At 39.8% G+C, this 22,177-nt stretch carries 17 protein-coding genes; 5 read left to right on the plus strand and 12 right to left on the minus strand.

The window, feature by feature from the left end:
- The first annotated feature begins 62 nt into the window (after positions 1 to 62).
- Positions 63 to 1,157 (plus strand): carbohydrate kinase family protein, encoded by a 1,095-nt coding sequence (locus tag DFO73_RS03235; protein ID WP_110063323.1) that lies wholly within the window; start codon positions 63 to 65, stop codon positions 1,155 to 1,157.
- 540 nt (positions 1,158 to 1,697) lie between these two features.
- On the plus strand, positions 1,698 to 2,309 hold the full coding sequence (locus tag DFO73_RS03240) for a trimeric intracellular cation channel family protein (protein ID WP_110063324.1): 612 nt from the start codon (positions 1,698 to 1,700) through the stop codon (positions 2,307 to 2,309).
- Between the two features lie 414 nt (positions 2,310 to 2,723).
- Here the strand turns inward: DFO73_RS03240 and DFO73_RS03245 are convergent, their stop codons facing one another.
- From DFO73_RS03245 to DFO73_RS03285, 9 genes are all read right to left on the minus strand, one after another.
- The gene (locus DFO73_RS03245; RefSeq protein ID WP_110063325.1) at positions 2,724 to 3,824 is read right to left on the minus strand and encodes a YkvI family membrane protein; all 1,101 of its coding nucleotides are present in this window, start codon (positions 3,822 to 3,824) and stop codon (positions 2,724 to 2,726) included.
- 558 nt (positions 3,825 to 4,382) lie between these two features.
- Positions 4,383 to 6,200 (minus strand): LysM peptidoglycan-binding domain-containing protein, encoded by a 1,818-nt coding sequence (locus DFO73_RS03250; protein ID WP_110063326.1) that lies wholly within the window; start codon positions 6,198 to 6,200, stop codon positions 4,383 to 4,385.
- 438 nt (positions 6,201 to 6,638) lie between these two features.
- Positions 6,639 to 7,097 (minus strand): DUF3574 domain-containing protein, encoded by a 459-nt coding sequence (locus DFO73_RS03255; protein ID WP_258309189.1) that lies wholly within the window; start codon positions 7,095 to 7,097, stop codon positions 6,639 to 6,641.
- A 350-nt stretch (positions 7,098 to 7,447) separates the two neighbouring features.
- Positions 7,448 to 9,205 (minus strand): ABC transporter ATP-binding protein, encoded by a 1,758-nt coding sequence (locus DFO73_RS03260; protein ID WP_110063327.1) that lies wholly within the window; start codon positions 9,203 to 9,205, stop codon positions 7,448 to 7,450.
- Between the two features lie 33 nt (positions 9,206 to 9,238).
- Complete coding sequence (locus tag DFO73_RS03265; RefSeq protein WP_110063328.1) at positions 9,239 to 10,051, minus strand: energy-coupling factor transporter transmembrane component T family protein; 813 nt, start codon at positions 10,049 to 10,051, stop codon at positions 9,239 to 9,241.
- Positions 10,052 to 10,087: 36 nt separating this feature from the next.
- The gene (locus tag DFO73_RS03270) at positions 10,088 to 10,666 is read right to left on the minus strand and encodes a hypothetical protein (RefSeq protein WP_110063329.1); all 579 of its coding nucleotides are present in this window, start codon (positions 10,664 to 10,666) and stop codon (positions 10,088 to 10,090) included.
- 272 nt (positions 10,667 to 10,938) lie between these two features.
- Positions 10,939 to 11,991 carry an NAD/NADP-dependent octopine/nopaline dehydrogenase family protein gene (locus DFO73_RS03275; protein WP_110063330.1) on the minus strand — a complete coding sequence of 351 codons (1,053 nt, stop codon included), beginning with the start codon at positions 11,989 to 11,991 and terminating at the stop codon, positions 10,939 to 10,941.
- 30 nt (positions 11,992 to 12,021) lie between these two features.
- The gene (locus tag DFO73_RS03280) at positions 12,022 to 12,714 is read right to left on the minus strand and encodes a GntR family transcriptional regulator (protein ID WP_110063331.1); all 693 of its coding nucleotides are present in this window, start codon (positions 12,712 to 12,714) and stop codon (positions 12,022 to 12,024) included.
- A gap of 186 nt (positions 12,715 to 12,900) precedes the next feature.
- Positions 12,901 to 13,092, minus strand: a complete 192-nt coding sequence (locus tag DFO73_RS03285) for a hypothetical protein (protein WP_110063332.1) — start codon at positions 13,090 to 13,092, stop codon at positions 12,901 to 12,903.
- Positions 13,093 to 14,132: 1,040 nt separating this feature from the next.
- On the opposite strand from DFO73_RS03285, the gene DFO73_RS03290 reads away from it, so the two are divergent.
- Positions 14,133 to 14,723: a guanylate kinase gene (locus DFO73_RS03290; RefSeq protein WP_110063333.1), complete on the plus strand. Its 591-nt coding sequence runs from the start codon at positions 14,133 to 14,135 to the stop codon at positions 14,721 to 14,723.
- A 164-nt stretch (positions 14,724 to 14,887) separates the two neighbouring features.
- Here the strand turns inward: DFO73_RS03290 and DFO73_RS03295 are convergent, their stop codons facing one another.
- The 3 genes from DFO73_RS03295 to DFO73_RS03305 form a co-directional block, all read right to left on the minus strand.
- Positions 14,888 to 16,384, minus strand: coding sequence for a flavin monoamine oxidase family protein (locus DFO73_RS03295; protein ID WP_110063334.1), 1,497 nt, complete (start codon positions 16,382 to 16,384; stop codon positions 14,888 to 14,890).
- A gap of 474 nt (positions 16,385 to 16,858) precedes the next feature.
- Entirely contained in the window at positions 16,859 to 17,200 is a 342-nt protein-coding gene (locus DFO73_RS03300) for a CBO0543 family protein (RefSeq protein ID WP_258309192.1), read from the minus strand.
- Between the two features lie 34 nt (positions 17,201 to 17,234).
- A complete protein-coding gene (locus tag DFO73_RS03305) occupies positions 17,235 to 18,368 on the minus strand; it encodes a DUF2515 domain-containing protein (RefSeq protein WP_258309193.1) in 1,134 nt (377 codons plus the stop codon).
- Between the two features lie 68 nt (positions 18,369 to 18,436).
- Between DFO73_RS03305 and DFO73_RS03310 the strand changes: the two genes are divergently transcribed.
- Both DFO73_RS03310 and DFO73_RS03315 read left to right on the plus strand, forming a co-directional pair.
- On the plus strand, positions 18,437 to 20,317 hold the full coding sequence (locus DFO73_RS03310; protein WP_375137292.1) for a terpene cyclase/mutase family protein: 1,881 nt from the start codon (positions 18,437 to 18,439) through the stop codon (positions 20,315 to 20,317).
- Between the two features lie 180 nt (positions 20,318 to 20,497).
- Positions 20,498 to 21,922 (plus strand): Na+/H+ antiporter NhaC family protein, encoded by a 1,425-nt coding sequence (locus DFO73_RS03315; RefSeq protein ID WP_110063338.1) that lies wholly within the window; start codon positions 20,498 to 20,500, stop codon positions 21,920 to 21,922.
- Positions 21,923 to 22,177 lie beyond the last annotated feature (255 nt).

A 22,177-nucleotide genomic window follows, 5' to 3' on the forward strand; every position in this document is an offset into this window, starting at 1 on the left:
TAAGTATTTACAAACAATTGTTTATCAATTAAACTAATGTTTAAGGAGAATGAGGTTGTTTCATGGATAAAGAGCAGCAAATTTTACATCACATAAGAATGAATCCTTTCATTTCACAGCAAGAATTATCAAGTAAAGTCGGTTTATCACGACCTGCAGTTGCTAATTATATTGCTAACCTGACGAGACGCGGTGAAATCAAAGGCCGTGGCTATATACTGAGAGACGAATCGTCGATCGTATGTATTGGAGGAGCAAACACAGACCGGAAAGCGCGAACAAATGAGAAGATACGTCTCTATTCATCAAATCCAGTAAAAATTACGGAGACTTGTGGCGGTGTAGCACGAAATTTTGCCGAAAATTTAAGTCGGCTCGGTGTTAACACTTCTCTTATTGCTTGTGTAGGAGACGATAAAGAGGGAAACTGGTTACTAAAGGAAACGAAAAGTGTAGGAGTTGATATTAGTCAAGTATGGGTGCTGCCAACAGAACGGACCGGGACTTATACGACCTTGTTAGATATTGATGGTGAAAGTATTGTCTCCATGGCTGATATGACTATTTACGAAAGAATAACAACTTCCATGTTCGAGGAAAAATGGTCTCATATTGCTGCCTCACAAGCCGTTTTTCTGGATACGAATATTCCCAAGAAATGTATAAGTTATATGATTAAACGCTGCAGAGATGTAAACATTCCTTTGTATATTGACCCTGTATCTTCAGCCAAAGCACAAAAACTTCCTTTTTGCCTTGACGGAGTAGAACTCATACTCCCTAACCGAGAAGAAGCAGAAATCCTTGCTGACATAAAAATTGACTCAATCAAGGACTGCCAAATTGCTTGTGAAAAAATTAGAAAGCGTGGCGTCCAAAAAATTATCATCACGCTTGGTGACCAAGGGGTTTTTTATTTCTCTGCTGAGGAATCCGGGCATTTGTCTCCTTTCAAAACGAATTTTGTAGATGTCACAGGGGCTGATGACGCATTTGCTTCATGTGCCATATATGGAATCATGAACGAAGAATCATTATTTAGTGCTTGCCAATTAGGACTTGCAGGTGCTGCTCTTACCCTTCAAACTGAAGAATCTATATCATCATTTTTAAAACCTGAAAAACTTCATGAAATAATAAAGGAAGTTTCGGGGTGAAATTCGGGAAGCAATAGAGGTTTAGGCTGCAACTTTATATTGATCATTTAAAAAAAGGGTGACTCAAAAGGTCGTTATATAACGATCTATTGGGTCACCGATATACCGTATCCAAGATTGAAAACCAATCCTCATGATCTATAGCGGGCAATCGGAAGTTTTGCAAACCTTCGGGGGCCAAGTGGTTATATGAAACCCGTTCGCCTCTTACCTATGCATGAACCCTTTCCCACTTCTCACTGGCCTTTTTCTACCTTCCACTCTCTTTTCTTACACTAAATTTTATTGACAGCTCAAGCCTGCCTTCTATACTGTATAATTATAAAAATAAACTTGCGAAAGACTGCTGCAGGAGAGAATGTATGGTACGTCACCGAAAGGGAAAATCTTTAGAAAAGATGGATCTATTAGGTAAAAAAGACCACTGCAGAACGCTTCTCTGGAGAGCGCTTCACACACCCGTGGGGTATACCTTCTAACATAGATAAAACTCTCAGGTACAAGGACAGAGATACTTACTCAATGATTAGGGGGGGTTGTATGGTTTGGGATGTTTTGAACGTGATCGGAACCATTGCCTTTGCGATGAGTGGGGCTGTCATTGCGCTGAAAGTAAAATACGATATTATTGGCGCCTATGTTCTGGGATTAATTACTGCATTTGGCGGCGGAGCTATTAGAAACCTTTTTACTGGTATTCCTATCATCGAATTATGGCAGCAAACCACTCTTTTTATCGTTGCTATTATCACCATAAGTATCGTCATCTTATTGCCAAGTAGCGCAGTTAAACTTCTAACGAAATGGAGTATTTTTGACTCAATTGGCTTGTCGGCATTTGCTGTTCAGGGGGCTATGTATGCACAATCAATTAACTTACCCCTATTTGCTGTTATGTTTTCAGCCGCAATAACCGGTGCAGGTGGAGGGATTATTCGTGATGTTTTAGCTCAACAAAAGCCAATTGTTTTACGTCAGGATGTATATCTTTTATGGGCAATTTTTGCCGGGTTTATTATAGGCATGGAGTGGTTATCAGAGTCCTATCAATTCTATATTCTTTTTACTATTACTTTACTATTACGAGTAATTTCGCATCGGTTCGCCTGGAGTTTACCTACTAGAACAATTCAAAAACAACAAGAAGATTAAAAACAGGTTCTGATTTATACATTCTCTAAACATAAAAGCTCACTTCAGCGTGAGCTTTTTATGTGTCTATTTTCGATTGAAAATTTGAATTTGGTAAAAATATGCACCATACCTCTATGGGGCATGACAATTGGTGCGACAGCCAATTATGTTACGATTAACCTTGATGTCGGTCCTTATTGAACAGGATGTACCTAAGGGTCAATCATTGTTCATGTGGAAAGGAAAGTACTTCCCCAGGCTATTGTTATTTTGGATGTTGAAGATAAAATAATAATGCATGGTAATAAAACAATTGTCTTTACATGGGTAACGTTCTAATACATGTATACATGAAATACAGATACTATAGTCGAAGGAGAGCAGCGTATTTATACACTGCTCTCCTTCTTTATAATATTATTGGTTTGGTATTTAGCTGTTCACTATTTTTTTTGTATATTTTTCGCTTTCATCATATTTTTCTTTTTGAATTTTCTTCATTCTAATTGGTGCAATAATTAAAACGGCAATCAGGATCAATCCAAGATAACCAATTAGTGGGTAGAAGTGGCTAACAAGATCTGTAAACCCTACGAAACTTGCAGCAAATGCTACCATCATTGTTACGACGAAAAACCTTTTAAAATTTGGTGTACCTACCTTTGAAAAACGAGCCACAAATGAGAAAAACATACTGATCGCTGTATTGAAAATCATGGCAAAGAGAACGATCGACATAACGGTACCTAGAGCAGGAGAAATATTATTAACAATAGCTAACATTGGCATATCCATACTGCCAACACTTTCAATCTTAGAAAAAATAGCTAGATGGCTCAGCAGAATGAGAACACCCAGCCCAATACCTCCGACTAATCCACCTAATGCGGCAGTTTTACGATTGTTTTCTGCTCCACCCATAACGATTGCCATAGATGCACCTACTGCCGTATTAAAGGACACATAATTAATACCAGAAATAAACCAATTTGGAAGAGTAGTTGGATGCTCCTTGGCTACACTATCTAAAGCGAGGAATGATCCGTCGGCATTTATAAAACTATAGATAGAAATGATAATGACAAAGAAGATTAAGAATGGGGTAATCCCGCCTATGATAGCAACAACACGGTCAACCTTTAACATCCCGGTTAAAAGAACAAGAATCGTCATAACGCTTGTCCCTATTATGACAGGCACACCAAATTGCTGATTTAAGTTTGACCCTGCACCTGCTATCATTACTACGCCTACACCAAACAAAGTAAAAATAAGAATATAATCAATCATTAACCCTAGATATCGGCCGCTTATCGTATAGATCACATGTTTATGTGATGTAGTTTTCATGCTGCTGCCTAGCCACACAAGTATCATTCCGGCATAAGCAAATAAAGCGGTTGCAACAATTGCGCCGAAAATACCCATAAGACCAAAACTAGTAAAATATTGAAGAACTTCCTGCCCTGAAGCAAATCCAGCACCCACGATTACACCTATAAAAGCGCTTCCAATTTTTAGAATTCTTTTCATTTAGATTCCCCCTCGGATTGTCTCTTTTTTAAGTATAACAATTTAAAGATGAAATCTATTTGTGTAAATACTAAAAGATAGGATATATGATTTGTTTATCTGAACAAAAAGAGTTCTAAATTTTCTCAAAAATGGGATTTTTACAAATCCCAAAAGAACGGCACCCCCAAAAGTTTTGGAAGGAGTGTATAAACTGTCCGAAGTTAGCTTCTTGCGATGAAACAGCCATGATAATGAAATTACTTCCTTGAGGTATTGGACTATATTGTATACATTTTTTGATCCATTAAATGTTTGACTTCAATTATTTTTACTAGCGGACCTTACCCGCTTGTTCCCCGATCACTTAGCTATGATACTCTTCATCTATGATTAAACAAGTGATAATTAAGTCTGTTGTAGGACGATTGGTTTGAATAGCTTCACGGTGAGTTGGTACAATGAAATACAGTTTTCCTATTTTTTGATGAGTGAAGGAATCGATTAAATAGTGTTTGAAAGCCTGTCCCCCAAGTACGATAACAATTTAACGAACCGGGGGAACAGGCCCCCCATGTTCTATAAAAAGGTTAAACTTGAAGCTATCTCCCTCAAATGCGGTTGGTCTGCCCATAAGATGAAGTAATTGTAAGTTTCTCCTTGGATGGTTATGGGAGTTGGATACCTTACGATTAAAGCGGATTGATTCAACATTTCTGCGGGCTGGTCTGCAGAAGGAAAAATGTAGCAAGCTTCCTGGTTTTGAACTCGAGCCTTCAAAATGCTTGGCATGGATCCATAGGGCATTAATGGATGGAAAGCTTCCCCACGGCACACCTCATCCAAGCTTTCACCAGCTGAAATAGCCGATATTTGAAAAAAGCCGTCAGTACCTTCATATCTTTCCTCGTTCACTTTTCGCCAGTTCGATGGATATTGGAAACGAACCTTGTAGGTCGTGTTCGTATAGGTCTTTTGGGTACCATCTATTATGGCAGCTGGAGACCATTGAAGTGACTGAATGTTAACTCCTTCAATTAGTCGAATCGGGACGGGATGACGGAGGTCGATAGCCCACATTTCGCTGGCAAATTCCTGTTCCTTGCACCCGCTAAGATAGGCTATTTTTGTTCCGTCTGTTGACCACGTGACAGGCGATGCAAAACAATTGGATATAGCCCAAATTCGATCCTCTTCTCCTCGCCTCTCCACCGTTCGAACTTGTGAAAAATACCCTCTATCTTCAAAGGCGGTAGCGCTATAGGCAATTTTCAAAGAATCAGGAGACCATGTCGGAAAATAATTTTTTGCAAGGGGCCCGCCTTTTACTTCAACCACATTGCCTGTTGAAAGCTCCACTGTGTGAATGATGGAGATACTGACGCCTGGTGTTGTATAAAGTGCAAATCTTCCATTAGGGGATAGCCGGGCATTATTAAGCCGCCCTTCTGTGTTCCTTGTAATTTGCTGTTTCCCAGTTCCGTCGGTTTGAATTCGGAAAAGCTGACTAATTCCTGATGCATCCGGTGCTTGAAAAAGCAGTTCCCTGCCACTCGGAAACCATTGAACATCTGTGGAGTCAGGTTGTTGAATGCTTTGCGCTTGATGAGACAGGACGTTGTACAAGATAATGTGCCCCTGCTTCGTATAAGCAATTTGGCTGCTGTCAGGCGACCAATCCATTTTGAATCCGACCTCTTCTTCCATCTGGTCGATTTGAGCAATGGAACCTGCTGCAACATCAATCACATATATAATTCTGCTCTTTCCAACAAACGCAATTCTCCTGCTATTCGGTGACCATTCAGGACTTGAAAAAGAGTCACCCAATCCACTGGTGAGCTGCACGTTCTCTCCTGTCCGGGGATTATATAACCAAATATCATAATGCCCTCCCCGATCAGAAGTATAGGCTATCAGCCCTTGGCCACCAGGAGGGGCGTATGGAATCCTTATCCTCATTCCGGGAATTAGTTGTGAAGATGGAAGCTGGTTTACAATCCGAATAAGCTCATAATTTGGCTCCCCGTTCGTTTTTACATTAAAACGTTCTGCAAGCTGATACAGTGTATCACCTGGCTGGACGATATAATAAGGAACACCTGGCGGAACCTTTAATAATTGACCGATCTGGATAATATAAGGTGGTCGAAGTTGATTCGCCTCCACGATCACTGAAGTCGGGACTTTGTATAATTGTGAAATTCGATACACTGAATCTCCTTGCCTAACACGCACAACGTCAACACCAGGTGGAACGGACAGCTGTTGACCTATATAAATCGTGTAAGGAGGCTTCAAATTATTTGCCGCAATAAGGGTATCTGCCGGAATTCCCCATCTGCTGGAAATCCCTTGCACCGTATCACCTGAACGTACTGTATAAAAAGTCTGCATGATCTTCACTTCCCATAAGATAAATTTCCGCGAATAAAGTTGAGGGATTAAATGGGTACACTCTCTCTGCCCATATACTATTCATTAGGAAGTGCGAGGTTCAATGATAACGGGGAAGAATTGGATAAAAAACTTATTCCTCTAAATATTGCTCAATTACAAATCTGTAAAGCATGATTTGATTCAGGAAATGGCTGGAGGGCTCGTGATGAAAACACTGGGTGGATTGGTGGTCTAAGCAGGGCATCGTAATAGGAATACGATCGTTATATTAAACACTTGTGGAAGATGGATTAGGAGGGTGCATAAATAAGCTAATATTAAAAAATGCTCAGAGTAAAAAAACTCTGAGCATTGATAACTTTCGAGTTATTACATTGTGAATTCATTAGCGATTTTAATTGGGCCCACTATCTAAGGATAAAAGCCTCTTAGATTTCATTCAATAAAATACATCTTTCCATTCACTTCTATAGATACCGATGATTGTTTCATCTCTTCCTTTAAATCTTTGGCATAGGCAACTACTTGATTAATCTTTTTCTTGTCCAAATCTTCTGCAAAGCTATACACAATTGTGACTTTTTCCTTAATAAGCTGATCATTATCAGATAACCAGGCTCCAGTTCCATCAATAGCTGTTGCTCCTCCAAACATTTCTGAAAATTTCTCTAGCGACCTGTTAACATATGGAGTATTGTCGATTGGCTGATCTACATAATACGTAGAGGGTACGTAGATTTTCACTTCATCTTCGAGATGAAATTGCCCTTTTAAGGCAGAAGATTGTATTCTATTGAAGGTTTCATGTTCCCCTGTAGCATATACAGCATTTCCTAAAAAGCCAATGAACAGAATCATGGGGATGATCCAATAGAAGATTTTTTTCCTTTCCAACATTGCCACTCCTTCTTATTAAAAAGTTTGGCTAGCAAAACAAAGATGAAAATCTACCAATTATTATAATTTCTTCTATCTGTTTTTTCATGGTAATTTTTTACTTATTTTCATATCTATTTTTTAGTCACTAAATGCTGTAAGAGACCAGCAGTTTTCAAGAGTATTCCAGAGAATAACAGGACATTTACCGGTATTTCCTGCCCAAGAAACTTTTCTCTTATACCATTCTGCTTAAACATTCACAAACTGGCCAAATGGCAACACGATTAATTGAAAAAGGACACCGTGTATTCCAAGGTGTCCTTCCGTAAATTTTTTCATGATTTAAATGTTACAATGTTACTATTTTAAATAATTGATTTCTTCCCTACTTTTTCAGTTCTATTCTCTATAAAATTCCTGCTGAACATCTTCCAATTTGTAACCCTCGGAAACCCATTTTCTAATAAAGCAGCAGAAAACTGCGAAATAATCGGAGGCTTTAATTTGAGTGAATGAAGCATTTGATAGTTTTTAAAAAACACTTCATTCGGGCTGCCATCCAGAACAATTTTACCGCCATCCATTACGACTACTTTGCTCGCATATTGCGCCACGACCTCCATATCATGAGTGATCATGACAATGGTTGCATCTTTCTCCTCTATGAGTTTTTTCATCAAAGTTAATAGCGCTTTAAGACTTTGCTCATCTTGGCCTGTGGTTGGTTCATCAAGTAAAATAATCTTTGGGTTTGATATAAGCATGGTTGCGACAGCCAGCCGTTGTCTTTCCCCCCTGCTTAATGAGAAAGGATGTTCTTTTCTTTTTTTCTGTAAGCCTACTGTATTGATGGCCAGTTCAACTTGTTCCTCTATTACTTCCTTGCTATAGCCTCTGTTTTTTAGTCCAAATTCGACTTCCTCTTCAACAGAATTACAGAAAAGCTGATTGTCGGGGTTTTGGAAAACATACCCGATATCCAATATGATATCCTGGACTTTATAATCTTTCGTATTTTTATTATTGATGATGACGGACCCATGATTGGGCTTGAGCAACCCAATTAAATTTTTCATTAATGTTGATTTGCCGCAGCCATTATGCCCGACAATAGCCAAAAACTCCCCTTTTTGTACTTCAAGATTGATATCATACAGGATTTGCTTGCCTTTTTGGTAACTAAAATTTACACCATTTAATTTTGCCACAGCATTTTCATTGCCGCCTCTTTTTTCAGCTTCGTGCTTTGGCAGGCTTAGCTTTTTTGAAACTAACAGGTTCTTAACCCATTCAAAAACTTCTTTCTTGGATATCGGTAATGGATCACATTCATACCCCTTATCGAACAGGTATTTAGCCAGCCTTATATGATCTGGAATCCTTATCCCCAAAGTGTCCAGATCATCAAAGTGATGATAAAAAATGTCTCTCGGTTTCCCATTATAAAGAATGCATCCTTCATGCATAATGATGACTCTGTCAATGGCTTCAACCAAATCATTTAAATCATGTTCGATAATGATAAAAGTCGTATCAATTTCTTCTTTCAATTCCATTAAAATGTCCATTACTTCCTGTTTGCTTACCGGATCCAAATCTGTTGTCGGATCATCCAGTATCAAGATGGACGGCAGCATGGCTAAGTTGCTTGCAATCGAAACCTTTTGCTTTTGGCCCCCCGATAATGAGAAGGTAATTTGCTTTTTAATATCTTCGAGTCTCAGTTTTTGCAGTGCGTAATGAACCCTTTCCCGAATGACTTCCTGTTTGTAGCCCTGGCATTCAACCCCAAAGGCAATCTCATCCTCCACTCGGATGGAGAAGATTTGATCTTCTGGATTTTGAAAGACCATGCCGATCTCAGAGGCAAGGTCATGCATGGGCACACGTTGCGTATCTTTTCCATTTATCACAATATCCCCGGCTAAATTACCCTCTGCAAGATGCGGGATGATTCCGTTTAAACATTTTGCAAAAGTTGTTTTTCCGCTTCCGCTTGTTCCAGATAAAAGGACAAATTCTCCCTTTCCAATCTCCAGGTTTATTTCATTTAATGCTTTCTTTTCCGTGCCTGGGTAAGAAAAACTGACTCCTCTTACTTCAATAATATGATTGGCATTCATACATTCACTCCTTCTTCAGGGGTGATACAAAGTTTAGCTATACACGATAGAATTAGATCCTCCTAACCCCAAGATGAATCGAATATAGATAGCAGCTGCAAAGAAAAGAATCGTCAGAACGATAACGAATATATCCATTCGTGTTAATTTCATATCTTGATAGTATTCTTTCCAGGCCATTTTGCTAAATCCCTTACTTTCTACAGCCAGCCCCATTGTTCTGCTTTTTCTCAAAGAGTTAATTAAGAGAGGAAATACAGCCAGTTTAAAACTATTCCAGCTTCCTCTCAGCCCTTTTTTATTTACGCCTCTAATGGTTTGCGCATTAGAGATATTCGTTAGCTCTTCAAATACAAGCGGGAAAAATCGTAACGTGCCCAGGAACATAAACGCCACATTAATCGGCACCTTCATTTTCATTAACCCTTTTGCCAATAGTGCGGGATCTGTCGTGGAGATGATAATGATTGTCATAAAGCAAGGGATTGCAATTCGGTAGCCAAGAATCAGCCCCGAGTAAAGGCCTATATCCGTTGCCTGAAGAGAGCCTATTGAAAATAATATGTTTGTATTTGGCTGATTGTAATTATAAAATGTCGCGAACACGATTGCAGACATGGCAAGGATTATGATGGTTACGAGTAAAGGCAAAATGGGTTTTATTTTGATTTTGGCGGAAAACCATAGGAGAAGTCCCAGCATGAGGATCCCTGTTAAATAGAGAGGATCCATAAATAAAAGCGGAATAATTACAAACCCCAGAATTAAAAATAGCTTTGCCCTTGGATCCAGTTTGTGCACCCAAGTATCCTCATCCAAATTAGAAACGAAATCAATTGCCGCCAATTGTCACACCTCCTGGATTATTTCAAAGACTGGCCTTTAGCCCAAGAGTGCTTTAATCCGAATGCCAAATTTTTTCGCAAATACTGTACCAATGACCATCCCGACAATGGATATGGCGAAGACTATGCCGATTAAATTGAATGGAACTGGAATTTTCATTACGCTAATAATGCTCCACCATACAAAAGCTTCATAAACGATGTTATAGAGGACTGCAGCGATAATTAAATGTTTCGTGCTTGAATAAATTTCATCCGGATTACTAAATGCTTTTTTACTGATATTCAAATAGATCTCCGGCAGCAGTGGAGCAATGACGACCAGAACCCAGTATACTGGAATTTCTCCTTGAATAAAAAAGTTGATGGCGCACCAGGCTACCGTATAGTAAAAAGATGCATATGGTCTCCTGACAATCACCCAGCAAAGAACCAGGCAGAAGGCACAAAATAGATAGACAAAGGTATGATTAAAAGGGAAAACAACACCAGCAAACTTAAAGAAATACCAGAGGACTCTATACAGTACAGCGAAGATGACAATGGTAATTAAATCAACAGCTGTTATTTTTCCCTTTACCTGCTGCACTGGATTCCCCATTTCTAATTGACCCATCTTAGTACACCCCTCTGTTTTTTATGAACTCTCTTTTCTAAAAGATTATTGTTTTTGAATAGATTCTGCGAGATAAACACGGTTGGTTGATTGGAGCGTAAGGTGCGAGACTCCTGCGGGAGAGCGGGACAGGTGAGACCCCACAGGTTCTACGCGCCGAGGAGGCCCACCGCCCGCCCCGAAGTTCGCTTAGCATCCTGGAGCGGAAATCAACCTCTTCTCACTACTTTAAAAAAGCAACAAAGTTTGCGAAAACAGCCTTTATGAAAAACTTAAGTTGACTTAACAACACCTCCCAGTGCATGAACTTTCTCCATTGTTAACCCCTCAAAATTTACTCCTTCCTTTCGAAAGTCTTTATTTAATAACAGTGAAGCCGTATTAATAATGGCGTCTGTATAGGGAGTCTTTACTCCCGCTAGTTTCCCTAATTCTGATATTGGAACAAGACCATAAGGTATATCTTCTGTAAAATATCTATGGTCGAAGGAGGCGGGACCCTTACCTACAGGGAATAACCCGGATAAAGCTTTATACAAGCTTGGATAATCCGTTTCGTAGAAATCATTTAATAACGTTAAAATGTCTTGAGTCTCTACCTCTAAAAGCGCTGCTATTCTTAGCCTTTCTTCATCTAGTTTTTCAATATATGAAACCGTTTTTGGGGAAGCACCTTGACTATAGAATTGAAATTCCTCAGAAGAATCAATCCTGCTGGCATTGAATAAGGCGATCGGGGTATGAATGACAACGTTTGTATTATTAATGGAAGTTTCAAAAACATTCTTTGTTGTTGTTAATTGAGGAAAAGTTTTCAAGAACTTTTTAGAGATTGGAGTGTGTGCGGAATTAGGAATAGTGCTTATTAAAATATTTTTCTTTACTTTATTGATAGATACGGATCCGTTATGATCTGCTATACTTACAAATGGCATGGCACTCGTTTCTGCAATCGTGATATTCTTGCTTTCGAATGTATCGCCTAAAATTTCTTTGCATTCAATGGCTCCCCAATACCCAGGAAATATCGCAATGGTTTGATTATTTTTTAATAATGGCTTCAATTGATTGAAGACTGGTCTGTGTCCAAATGATGTAGTGGAGATGATGATAAACTCAGCTTTTTCTATCACATCTTCCAAATCAGCTGATACTTTTATTGATACCCTCCCTGAATAAACCCCTTTAAGATTAAGTCCCTTTCTGGAAATCAGCTCTGCTTTTTGTGAGTCTCTGCTATATAACTTCACCTCCTCTCCATGTAAAGAAAGGTAACCTGCTATAGCCTGCCCTGTGTTGCCTGCTCCAATGACGGCAAACGACATAGAATCCCACTCCCCTTTTAAGATCGCTGTTTAATCAGAGATCTCATTCATGGTGTCTTCATATTGCTTTGCAACTGCTACAGCCTGCTCCATTGAATTTAGGACATGATTTTTCATCATGGATTCAGCATTGTGTTTATCTTTCTTTTTAATAAAGTCCAGAATCATTTCATGTTCAACCGATGTCTTTTTGGTATCTATAAAATGAGCGAGCCTCCGATACCTCGTGATATGGTCATTAAGCTGTCGCAGTATTTTTACAGCAGTCTTATTTTGGCTAACCTCATAGAGATACGTATGGAATTGACTCCCGTAGTGGCTGACATCCTCCATGTTTCCTTCATCAGAAGTTTGTTTGACCATTTGAACAAAATAGGATAAATGTCTAATATCCTGTTCTGTACAATTCTCTGCCGCTTCTGCTGCTATAATGCCTTCTAACATACTTCTGACGACAAATATTTCTCTAACTTCCTGCGCTGATACGGGTGCAACTTTTAACCGTCCATTAGGCTGCCTGACAACCAATTCTTCCAGTTCAAGTCTTTGCATGGCTTCTCGAAGGGGAGTCCGGCTAATTTCAAGCTCTTTGGCTAAATCCTCCTCGACAATAGGCTGATCTGGGGTAAATTCACACTTAAGAATCTTATTCTTGATCTCTTGGTAGGCGAAGTCTTTTGCTGAAATTCTTATCGCGGTTACAGTTTTGTTCAGTTCTTTCACCTCCTTAATATAATTGTATACAGTTATATTTTAGTTCAGAATTTTCAAAATATGACTAGAGAATAGGCATGTAATAAAAAAAAGACCTCCCATTAGGAAAGTCTCTCACTTTTCCGCCAAAACTTCTATTCTTATGAAGAATCATAGCAGCTTTCAGCAAATGTATTATTCGTATTCCGTCTCTTCTTAATTTTTCCTAGGGAAGATTCTGACATCGTCTGTTTTTAACTTTCCTCTTTTTTCGAAGTCCTTAAAATGGATAATTTCAGAAAGAATCTTACATCCATCTGCTTTTTCAAACTCTTCACTAGCTTCAACCTTATTGTCATACTCAAACATTTTGATGCCGTCTTGTAAAAAAAGGGTTAAAATCCACATATCTTTTCCCTCCTGGATATTAAGATTAACGGACTAATCTCCCTACATTGTTTTATGTGTGAGTCCGCAAAAAAGAGAAACAAAGGTTTATGGCTGATCATTACGATCCAAGTTTGGAGTTCATCTGTATGTGATTGAATGGTTTGAATGTATTTCTGGAATTCTATTTAAACTTCCTCTGCTGAAAAAATGATAAAAATGAATTCCTTCCCCATTCCTTCACATCTTTAACCGAGTCCCTGACTCTTTCCCACAAACATTCCTTATCGGTACAGAACATTTCCAGGAAGAACGTATGACCTCATTGAATTTGACACTTTATTTCATAAACAGATCAAAACCGATTGTAATCAGCCAGCCAAGAGCAAGACTAACGGACAGATATGTACCAATATAAAGGAAAATCTCCACCATGATTCCTCCTCAATTAGGATTGACTTAGATTTTTGGGCGCTCCATGCAAAATAGCGTTTTCATAAGGTGGATTTATTCTTGCTGCTATATGCAAATCCAAACAAGCAGTAAGGCAAGCATTGAATTCCATTGCTTCCAAAACGTCTTTCAATCTGTTCTATTTTCCGGTTTCAACTCCCTTCGTCCTAAAAACAATGCCATTATAACAAGTGATTCTTAAAAATATGTCGAACCATCGGAAATACACTTAATTGTTAATAGACTGTTAACTTCCTTTAATAAACCGCTGTAAAAACTAATATTTGTCTTATAGACGAAATCCTGCTTCTCCTGAGACATTTCACTTAAGGTCTTGCTTCTATATTGATTACTGTTAAAAATCCTTTGTTTTCTGTTAAAGTTGTTTTACGAATATTAACTTTTGAATATTCTGTTAATATTAAAGGGTTTTTGCCAATTATCACGAATTTTTAGGTACAATCAAAAAAGGGACATCTTCATATTAAATAGAGCTTAAACATTGCGGGTTTTCTTGCAAATGCACACCCGCATTGAGGTGAAATAAAACTTCTCAGAGACAGATGTTTCTTTTCTTGAAATTCAATTTTAAAAGATGGAGGTCATTTATGTACCAAATTAAAGGAAAAGAAAAAATATTCATTTATACTGGCCCAGATGGTTCAGGGAGAAAAACCATTGCTAAAATGGTCGCTACCGCGTTTGATATGCAAACTGTTCTTTCCTACACCACTCGTTCCCCCCGGCATTATGAAAAAGATGGTGAAGACTACCATTTTGTTGATGTAGAAACCTTCAAACTCATGCAAGAACAGCAGGAATTTCTCGAAAGTGTTGAAATTGATGGGTATTATTATGGGATTCGCGAAGAGGATATCGTCCAGGTATTTCAAAAACATCCTCTCATTTATTTAACTTTGAATCCTGAAGGTGCGGAGAAGCTGGAGAAAATGTATGGTGAACGCATCATGAGCTTTTTTATTTTTGCGGATCGCGAGACAGTTATTCAGCGTCAAAAAGAACGTCAGGATCCTGAGGAAGACATTCAGCGGCACATGGCCCATTACGACGAAACCATGGGCTATAAAAAGAACTATAAACATGTATTTGAAAATTATGATTCTCCACAAGTAGCTTTTCAAATTAGCGAATTGATCGAAGCATTTTTAGACAGAGGCGTTATTGTTACGGACTACTAAAGAAATAGGTTGAAGAGAAGCTGGATGAATAGTTTCAAAGTCTTTCCTTCATGGCCTCAGGCAAATAACAAGTATAAAAGCAGTGGATTTCGTAAAGAAATCACACTGCTTTTGATCGTTTTCATCATTGATTGGTTAAAAAATATTTCGTCATTAGGCACTTTTTATTGCTTTACTTTTGATTCAAAGTGAGTTTTTGGCAAGTCATTAACTTCATATGCAGCACGGATACCGGACTCGATTGCTCCCTGGATCCAGGCATGATTCGTTGAGGCATGTTCGCCTGCGAAATGCACCCTGCCTTCGGGTGTGGAAATATAGGGGGATAACTCTTTCACCTGCTCTGGTTTAAACATCGTGAATGCTCCAGCAGAATATGGATATCGAATCCAGCTGTGGCTCGTTCCTCCTTGAAAATCACTAAAGACCTGTTTACCGTGAATCTCAGCTAAATTTTTTAATACATATTCCAGGCGATTATCTTCTTCCAGACTATCCCACGGTATCGCATCATCTTCCCATGTGTAACTCCCCAAAATAACACCCGATCCTTGTGTACCGAGACCATGACTTGGGTATTGAACATATTTAATAGGGAGATCCGTAACGGTTTGCCCGCCATACAAACCTTGCCTTTCCCAAAACCTGTTTTTAAACTGGATGCCTGTCTTCGTCGATCCCACATATTTAAGTTCCCGAATGGCCTTCCATTTGTTTTCGGAAAATGAATGGCGAGGCTCAATTTCTACAAATTGAAGCACCGAAAAAGGAATCGTTACAATTGCAAGGTCACCTGTAATTTGAAATGGCTCTAAAATTTTATGGACAGAAGAAATGGTTACTTGGTTATCGTGTTGTTTAATTTTCTTAACATATTGTCCGTATTGAATATTATCTTTCAATTGATTGGTAAATGCTTTAGGAAGCTGGTCGTTGCCGCCTGTGATTTCATAAAATTTGATACCAGGGGTAAATAGGATTAGCAGTTCACGTACCAGTTCCAAGAAAGAAAGCTCCATAAGCCCTTCCAGTGTAAGAAGTACTTTTATCATTTCAATGGCACCCGGGGATAGTGTCACGCCGAATGGATTGTATCTCAAATAAGTATCCAGCGAGTATTTATCTAATTCCTGTATGGCCCATGGCCAATTTCTTTTTGGGTTTTGTTCTATAAAACTGGTTACCGGTTTTATTGCTGCTTGAAGCAATTCGCTGGCTGTTTTGCCTTTTTCATGCGGGTAAACGGGAAAGCGTAACATGTCAGGATTCTGTTCATACGCTTTTAGACGAGTTTTTATCCCTTTCACATAGATAATATCGTTAGGAGTCGAATTGATAAACTCATTAACTGGGAGCTGGAATTTTTTTATATATTCCATCGTCAGCAAATGAGTATGGGGAATTCGCATCGCACCAGCTTCAAGAAATTGCTGATCCCTAAAATCTCCCCTTAATGTATATATCCGTCCTCCCACCCTATCACTTGCTTCAAGGACCGTCACATTGTGCCCAGCCTGCTTAAGCAAAGAGGCTGAGACCAGCCCTGCCATACCTGCACCAATAATGATGATCTTCTTTGGTACTTTGGTTTTTTCAAGTCCATTTCTTATGATTGAAATCATGTGATCAGAGGATAACTTGGGAAATACGTAATTTAACATGCTTTTCCTCCTCTACAACGATGAAGACCAGGAACCGTTAAAATAGGGTCTTCAGTCATTTTATTCAGGAAGAAAAGCGAATTATGTATAAATCATGATATCTAATAAACTTGGATAAGTAATACATAAAAATTTATGTAACTATTTTCCATTACTAATTATCCTTTAAGTCTATAAGTAGTCTTATTGTTGATACATATAGTGAAGAGTACATTGTGATTAAAGAGATGCCCCCGGTACAATACCGAGGTCATCTTTTCAATAGCAAAGTCTCTTACTATTAAACTGTAGAATACAGTTAAATTGGCACACCATTTTTTTGGCTAATATGAATTATTTCTTATTATACCCATTGTATTTATGTATTCTGTTTGTTTATTTGCAAACAAAATTCGTTATCGTTTATATATAAAACTCTTATATTAGAAAATGGCCTGCATGGAAAGGTATTTATCCTTCCGTGCCGGCCTCTTATTATATCTTTCTATTCATCCATCCATGAAACGCATAAATCAGCCCAATAAATAAGCAATAGCCCACCAAGGTATTCAAGTGGTTCCAGTCATCTGCATGAACGAACAATCCCAAATCCTCTGCCGCTTTTTCCATAACCGCCATCGCCAAACTGATAAACAATACAAATAGGACCCTTAACCAGCTTTTACACCTTTGCATGATTTTTAAAAGAACAATCATGGTAATGGGAAGAACAAGCAGCGTGAACCCTATATGGATGGAAAAAATCGTTGGCAATGGGCGAATCGGGAAGCTGTAAAGCTCCTTTCCGACATAATAGAGATCTAAATAAGTTCCCAATAAGGAAGCCAGCAGCATAGCGGGTATGTAGCGTTTAATGCCATATCGTGACGGCTTTTTTTGCGAGGGCCGCGAGCTCGAGTCTTTCAAGTGTTTTACAGTATGCATCCTGAATCTCCCCATTAATGGTATCTTCCAATTCATTGAAATAATCCAGTACGTGAAAATGTTCAAACCAGTCCCCTTTTTCCGCTTCTGCATGCTTTACATTTTCCCAGGCATTTTCAAGAGTGGGACTATAGATTCTTCTGCCTCCTGGCCTCAGCTTGCATGATTTTAATTGAAACTGATATTTTTCGCCTGGAAGCCCTTCGTGGACAGCATTAAAAATAGCTGGCCAATAATCCTTCCTTGAGCCCGTATGGGGGTGGCGGTTCGCCCACTGTTCCGTAAGGGCCAGCACATCCTTGTTCCTGTAAAGGACTTCATACAGCCTCTTCCCTAATAAAATTCGTTCATGTAAAGACTCAAAATGATATAAGGTCTGCCCCTTCAAATGAGTAGCTCCGCCCTTTTTGTATGGAAAAAGGATGTGATTGAGTGACAGAAGCTCCTGAAGCTTAAATTCAAGCTTTTGAAAAACCTCATTTTTATAACTGTGATTCTGAATCACCCGTTTTTCCAGATAGCTTTGTTCATTAATAATCAGGGCGATTGTGAGGAAGTATGGATTCGGCTTTCTCCAGAAGCAGCTCCAGTTCGCTTCCATAAAGACGGAGATATTTAAGAAAGGAAACAGGAAAAATAACGGTCTGTTTCTTTTCAGGCTTTCACGGTAAATCAAAAATTGCGGATAGGCATCCTGAAAGATAAGCCAATTCCCTCTTTCCAAAAAGGAAAAAAAGGATTGCTTTTCCTTTTCCGATAATAATCTGGACAGCAGTTCCCCCTTAAGGTCAGTCATGTTCCAGCCGCCATTTCGGGAAACCATATGCCCGAGAAACGCCCAGTGTACTTCCGGATGCTGACGGTAGAAATCCAGATAGGCTTTTGTTCTTGTGACATTATTTTGATTCCATACCTCTGTTTCCCGTTTGATTTGCTCGAGGATTTTCATCTCTTCATCTGAAAGGGTTCCAGTTTTTTGGATACTTGTCCTTTTCTTTAATTCTTCTTTTATCACTTCAATGGGGGATTGCTCTTGTTTCTTTCGGAAAAAGATCGTCATCCCCTCCTCCATGAATTCTCTCTCCGTTAACTGAATATGAATCAATATATGAAACTACTGGGAGAGGAATGTGCAAAATGACCAATACCATCCAAGGGATTAACCAGTTAATCGATAAGTTAAAAAAAGAACAGTCTTCAGATGGATCTTGGAAATATCCCTTTGACACAGGCATCTCGACAGATGCTTATATGATCATTTTATTAAGGACACTGGAAATACATGATGAAAAATTAATAAGGAGGCTTGCTTCCCGAATTTTGAGCAAACAGGAGGTAAATGGCGCCTGGAAGCTTTTTTATGATGAAAGGGATGGAAATGCCGCTGCCGCGTTAGAGGCCTATTACGCGCTTTTATATTCCGGCTATGTTCAGAAGGAAGATCCGAGGATGACTGCTGCCAAGCGGTTTATCCTGGAGAATGGCGGGATGGAAAACGTGAATGTCTTTACGAAAATCATGCTTTCTTCGACGGGGCAGTACAAGTGGCCGGCATCCTTTCCAATCCCTATTGAGATCATGCATCTGCCCCTTTCCTTCCCCTTTAACTTTTATCAGTTTTCAGTGTATGGGCGAGTGAATCTTGCTCCAATTCTGATTCTGGCAGAAAATAAATTCAGTTTAAAAACGAAAAATAGCCCCGACCTTTCCGATTTAAGATTAACAAGGGCTGAAAAACATGATTGGGAAATTCAAGCAGAATGGCGATCTTTATTATCATTAATCAAAGAAGGCATAGAAGACCTCTTAGGCCTGCCGGAACAGCTTCACGCAATGGCGATGGACCGGGCAAAAAAATATATGCTGGAGCGCATTGAAGCGGATGGAACTTTTTATAGTTATTTCAGTTCGACCTTTTTAATGATATTTGCTTTATTATCTCTTGATTACTCAAAGAATGACCCCATTATAAAAAACGCCGTGAATGGCCTGAAATCGCTTAAGACAGATATAGACGGCCTCCCGCATATGCAATATGCAGATGCCAGTGTGTGGAACACGTCCCTTATTAACTCCACTCTCCAAATGGCCGGTGTCTCCCCTGAAGACCCCGTTGTTCAAAAGGCAAACAACTATTTGCTGAAGCGTCAGCATGATCAGTTTGGGGATTGGGTCATTCATAATCCGAATAGCTTGCCGGGCGGATGGGGATTTTCTGATGTCAATACAGTCAACCCCGATGTGGACGACACGACTGCTTCTTTGCGGTCGATTGCCAGAAGTGTGAGGGGCAGCCCCATCTATCAAGATGCCTGGGATCGGGGCATAAGCTGGCTATTATCCATGCAGAATGACGATGGCGGCTGGCCTTCATTTGAACGGAATACACAGAATCCATGGCTCGATTTCCTGCCGATCGAAAAGGGTGAATATATTTTTGGTGACACGACCTCCGCTGATCTGACGGGAAGAACCCTTGAGTTTTTGGGGAACTATACAGATCTTCCAAAGGACCATCCTGCTTTTAAGAACGCAATTACCTGGCTCTTGAAAAATCAGGAACACAATGGTTCGTGGTATGGCAGATGGGGAGTTTGCTATATATATGGCGCATGGGCAGCTGTCACTGGGCTTATTGCCGCTGGGCTATCAGCAGAACACCCATCCATCCAGAAGGCAGCTGACTGGTTAAAGAGGATTCAAAACAGGGATGGCGGATGGGGGGAATCCTGTCTGAGCGACAGCCAAAAGACATACGTACCCTTGAATGCGAGCACCATTACAGACACATCATGGGCAGTTGATGCCTTAATTTCTGCTGAAAATAAGCCCACAGAAGCAATCCAAAAAGGGATTCATTATCTGCTGAACTCACTCGATAAAGAAGATTGGACAACAGCCTATCCAAAAGGGCAAGCCATGGCAGGAAGTTTCTACATCCATTATCACAGCTACCGGTATATCTTTCCCCTTATGGCATTGTCCCATTATCATCAGAAGTTTGGCTAATTGTGCATATCCATGCAAACAACCAAGCGCAAGGCGGTCGCTGATTAACTTTTGGCACTGCCTTGCGTTTTTTAGTTTTTTTTCGACTCCTTTTTCCAGTCCACCATTTTTTCATAACTGCCCGCTCCCCAGGCAATACTAATTTAGTAATTGCATTTTTTGGCTTCGGGAGGAAGTACCTTGAATCAAACCTGGCTCTCTCTGTTACCATTCATAATCGTAATCGCCATGTCCATCTGGCTAAAAAATATCCTGCCTGGATTAGTTGTTGGCATTTTGGTTGGATCTGTCATTGTTTCTGCTGACCCGCTGGCAGGCACGGAGCAATCTGTGTCATACATCGTTACCACCCTCTCCGATGAAACGAATATCAAAATCATCGGGTTTTTATATTTATTTGGCGGCCTTGTTGGGATGATGAACATTACAGGCGGCATTAAAGGCTTTTCTGAATGGGCCGGTGCCAGAATCCGAACAGAGCGGGGGCTCCTCGGCTTTATTTGGTTTACTCTGCCCTTTACGTTCATGATGCCGATGTTTCGCATTATGATGATTGGCCCTATCATTAAGTCACTGATTAAAAAGATGAATCTGTCCAAGCAAAAGGTGGGCATGACGCTGGATATTTCAACAGAGTCTGTCATTGTGCTTTTGCCGGTTGCGACGGCATTTGTCGGCTTCATGGTTTCACTGGTAGAAGGCGGTATTAGCGGCCTCAACCTGGATATGTCTCCTTATGAAGTGTTTTTACTAAGCATTTTGTTTAACTTTTACGCCATCATTATGCTGGTCATTGGGATTGTACAGACGTTTTGGACTCCAAAAAGGACAGACCAGCATAATAAACAAGTGCATATAGATCTCGAAGAACAAGAGCATGAATTCCACCGCATGGGGATTAAGAAAGAATTGTCCCTTGTTAAGGCACAGCCCTGGCATTTGATTATTCCTGTTTTTTTGCTGCTTGCTTTTTCACTTTTTCTTTTATGGCAGGACGGCATGGCTCAGGGTGCTAACACCCTCTTTGAAGCCTTTTCGATGGCGGATGCCACTTTTGTCATGCTGCTGGCTGTTTTTATCACACTGGTGATAACGTTTGTTTTTTACATAATGAGAAAAGAAAAAATGAACGAAATTCTCTATCATTTTTACGATGGAGGGAATCAGATGATGGAAGCGATCAGCCTCCTTATTCTGATCTGGGCATTAACCCTGGCTGCAGAGGATCTTGGCTTTTCCGAGTTTATCGGAAGCTCACTCGGTAGCTTTTTGCCAGCCTACCTGACTCCAGCAGCGATTTTTGTGCTTGGTTCTGTGGTTGGTTATTTTATTGGCAGCTCATGGGGAACCTGGGGGCTGTTCATGCCATTGGGAATTACACTGGCCGTTTCAACCGGAGCGTCCATCCCTCTTACAGTTGGTGCTGTTTTCGCTAGCGGGGCATTTGGTGCGTTGACTTCCCCGCTTGGTGATACCACCATTACGACTGCCTCCATATTGGATATGGATCTTGTTGATTATGCCCGGTATAAATTAAAGGTTTCGGCTATTGGCGGTGTGATTGCTGCTGTGTTGTTTATTGTAAGCGGCTTTTTCACTTCCTGATGGTATTGCCAGCACTATTAACCGTACAGGCAGAGCCTGCTACTTTCTGCTTTAATCTTCTCCCCGTTGCAAAAAATTTCCTCGGTGTTAAATTTTGTGCTCAAAACTGCGGAAACAGTTATGTGTATTTTTTAAACTCTGAACAAGCAAGTATTAAAGGGAAATGTTTTTAAACCTCTCATCGTCTGCTTCTTTAGACTTGCGACCGGGAATTTTTTTTGCGGCATAAGAAAAGGAAGCGACAGATCCTGTCAC

It is taken from the genome of Cytobacillus oceanisediminis (assembly GCF_003182355.1).
GTDB classification, from domain to species: domain Bacteria; phylum Bacillota; class Bacilli; order Bacillales; family Cytobacillaceae; genus Cytobacillus; species Cytobacillus oceanisediminis_A.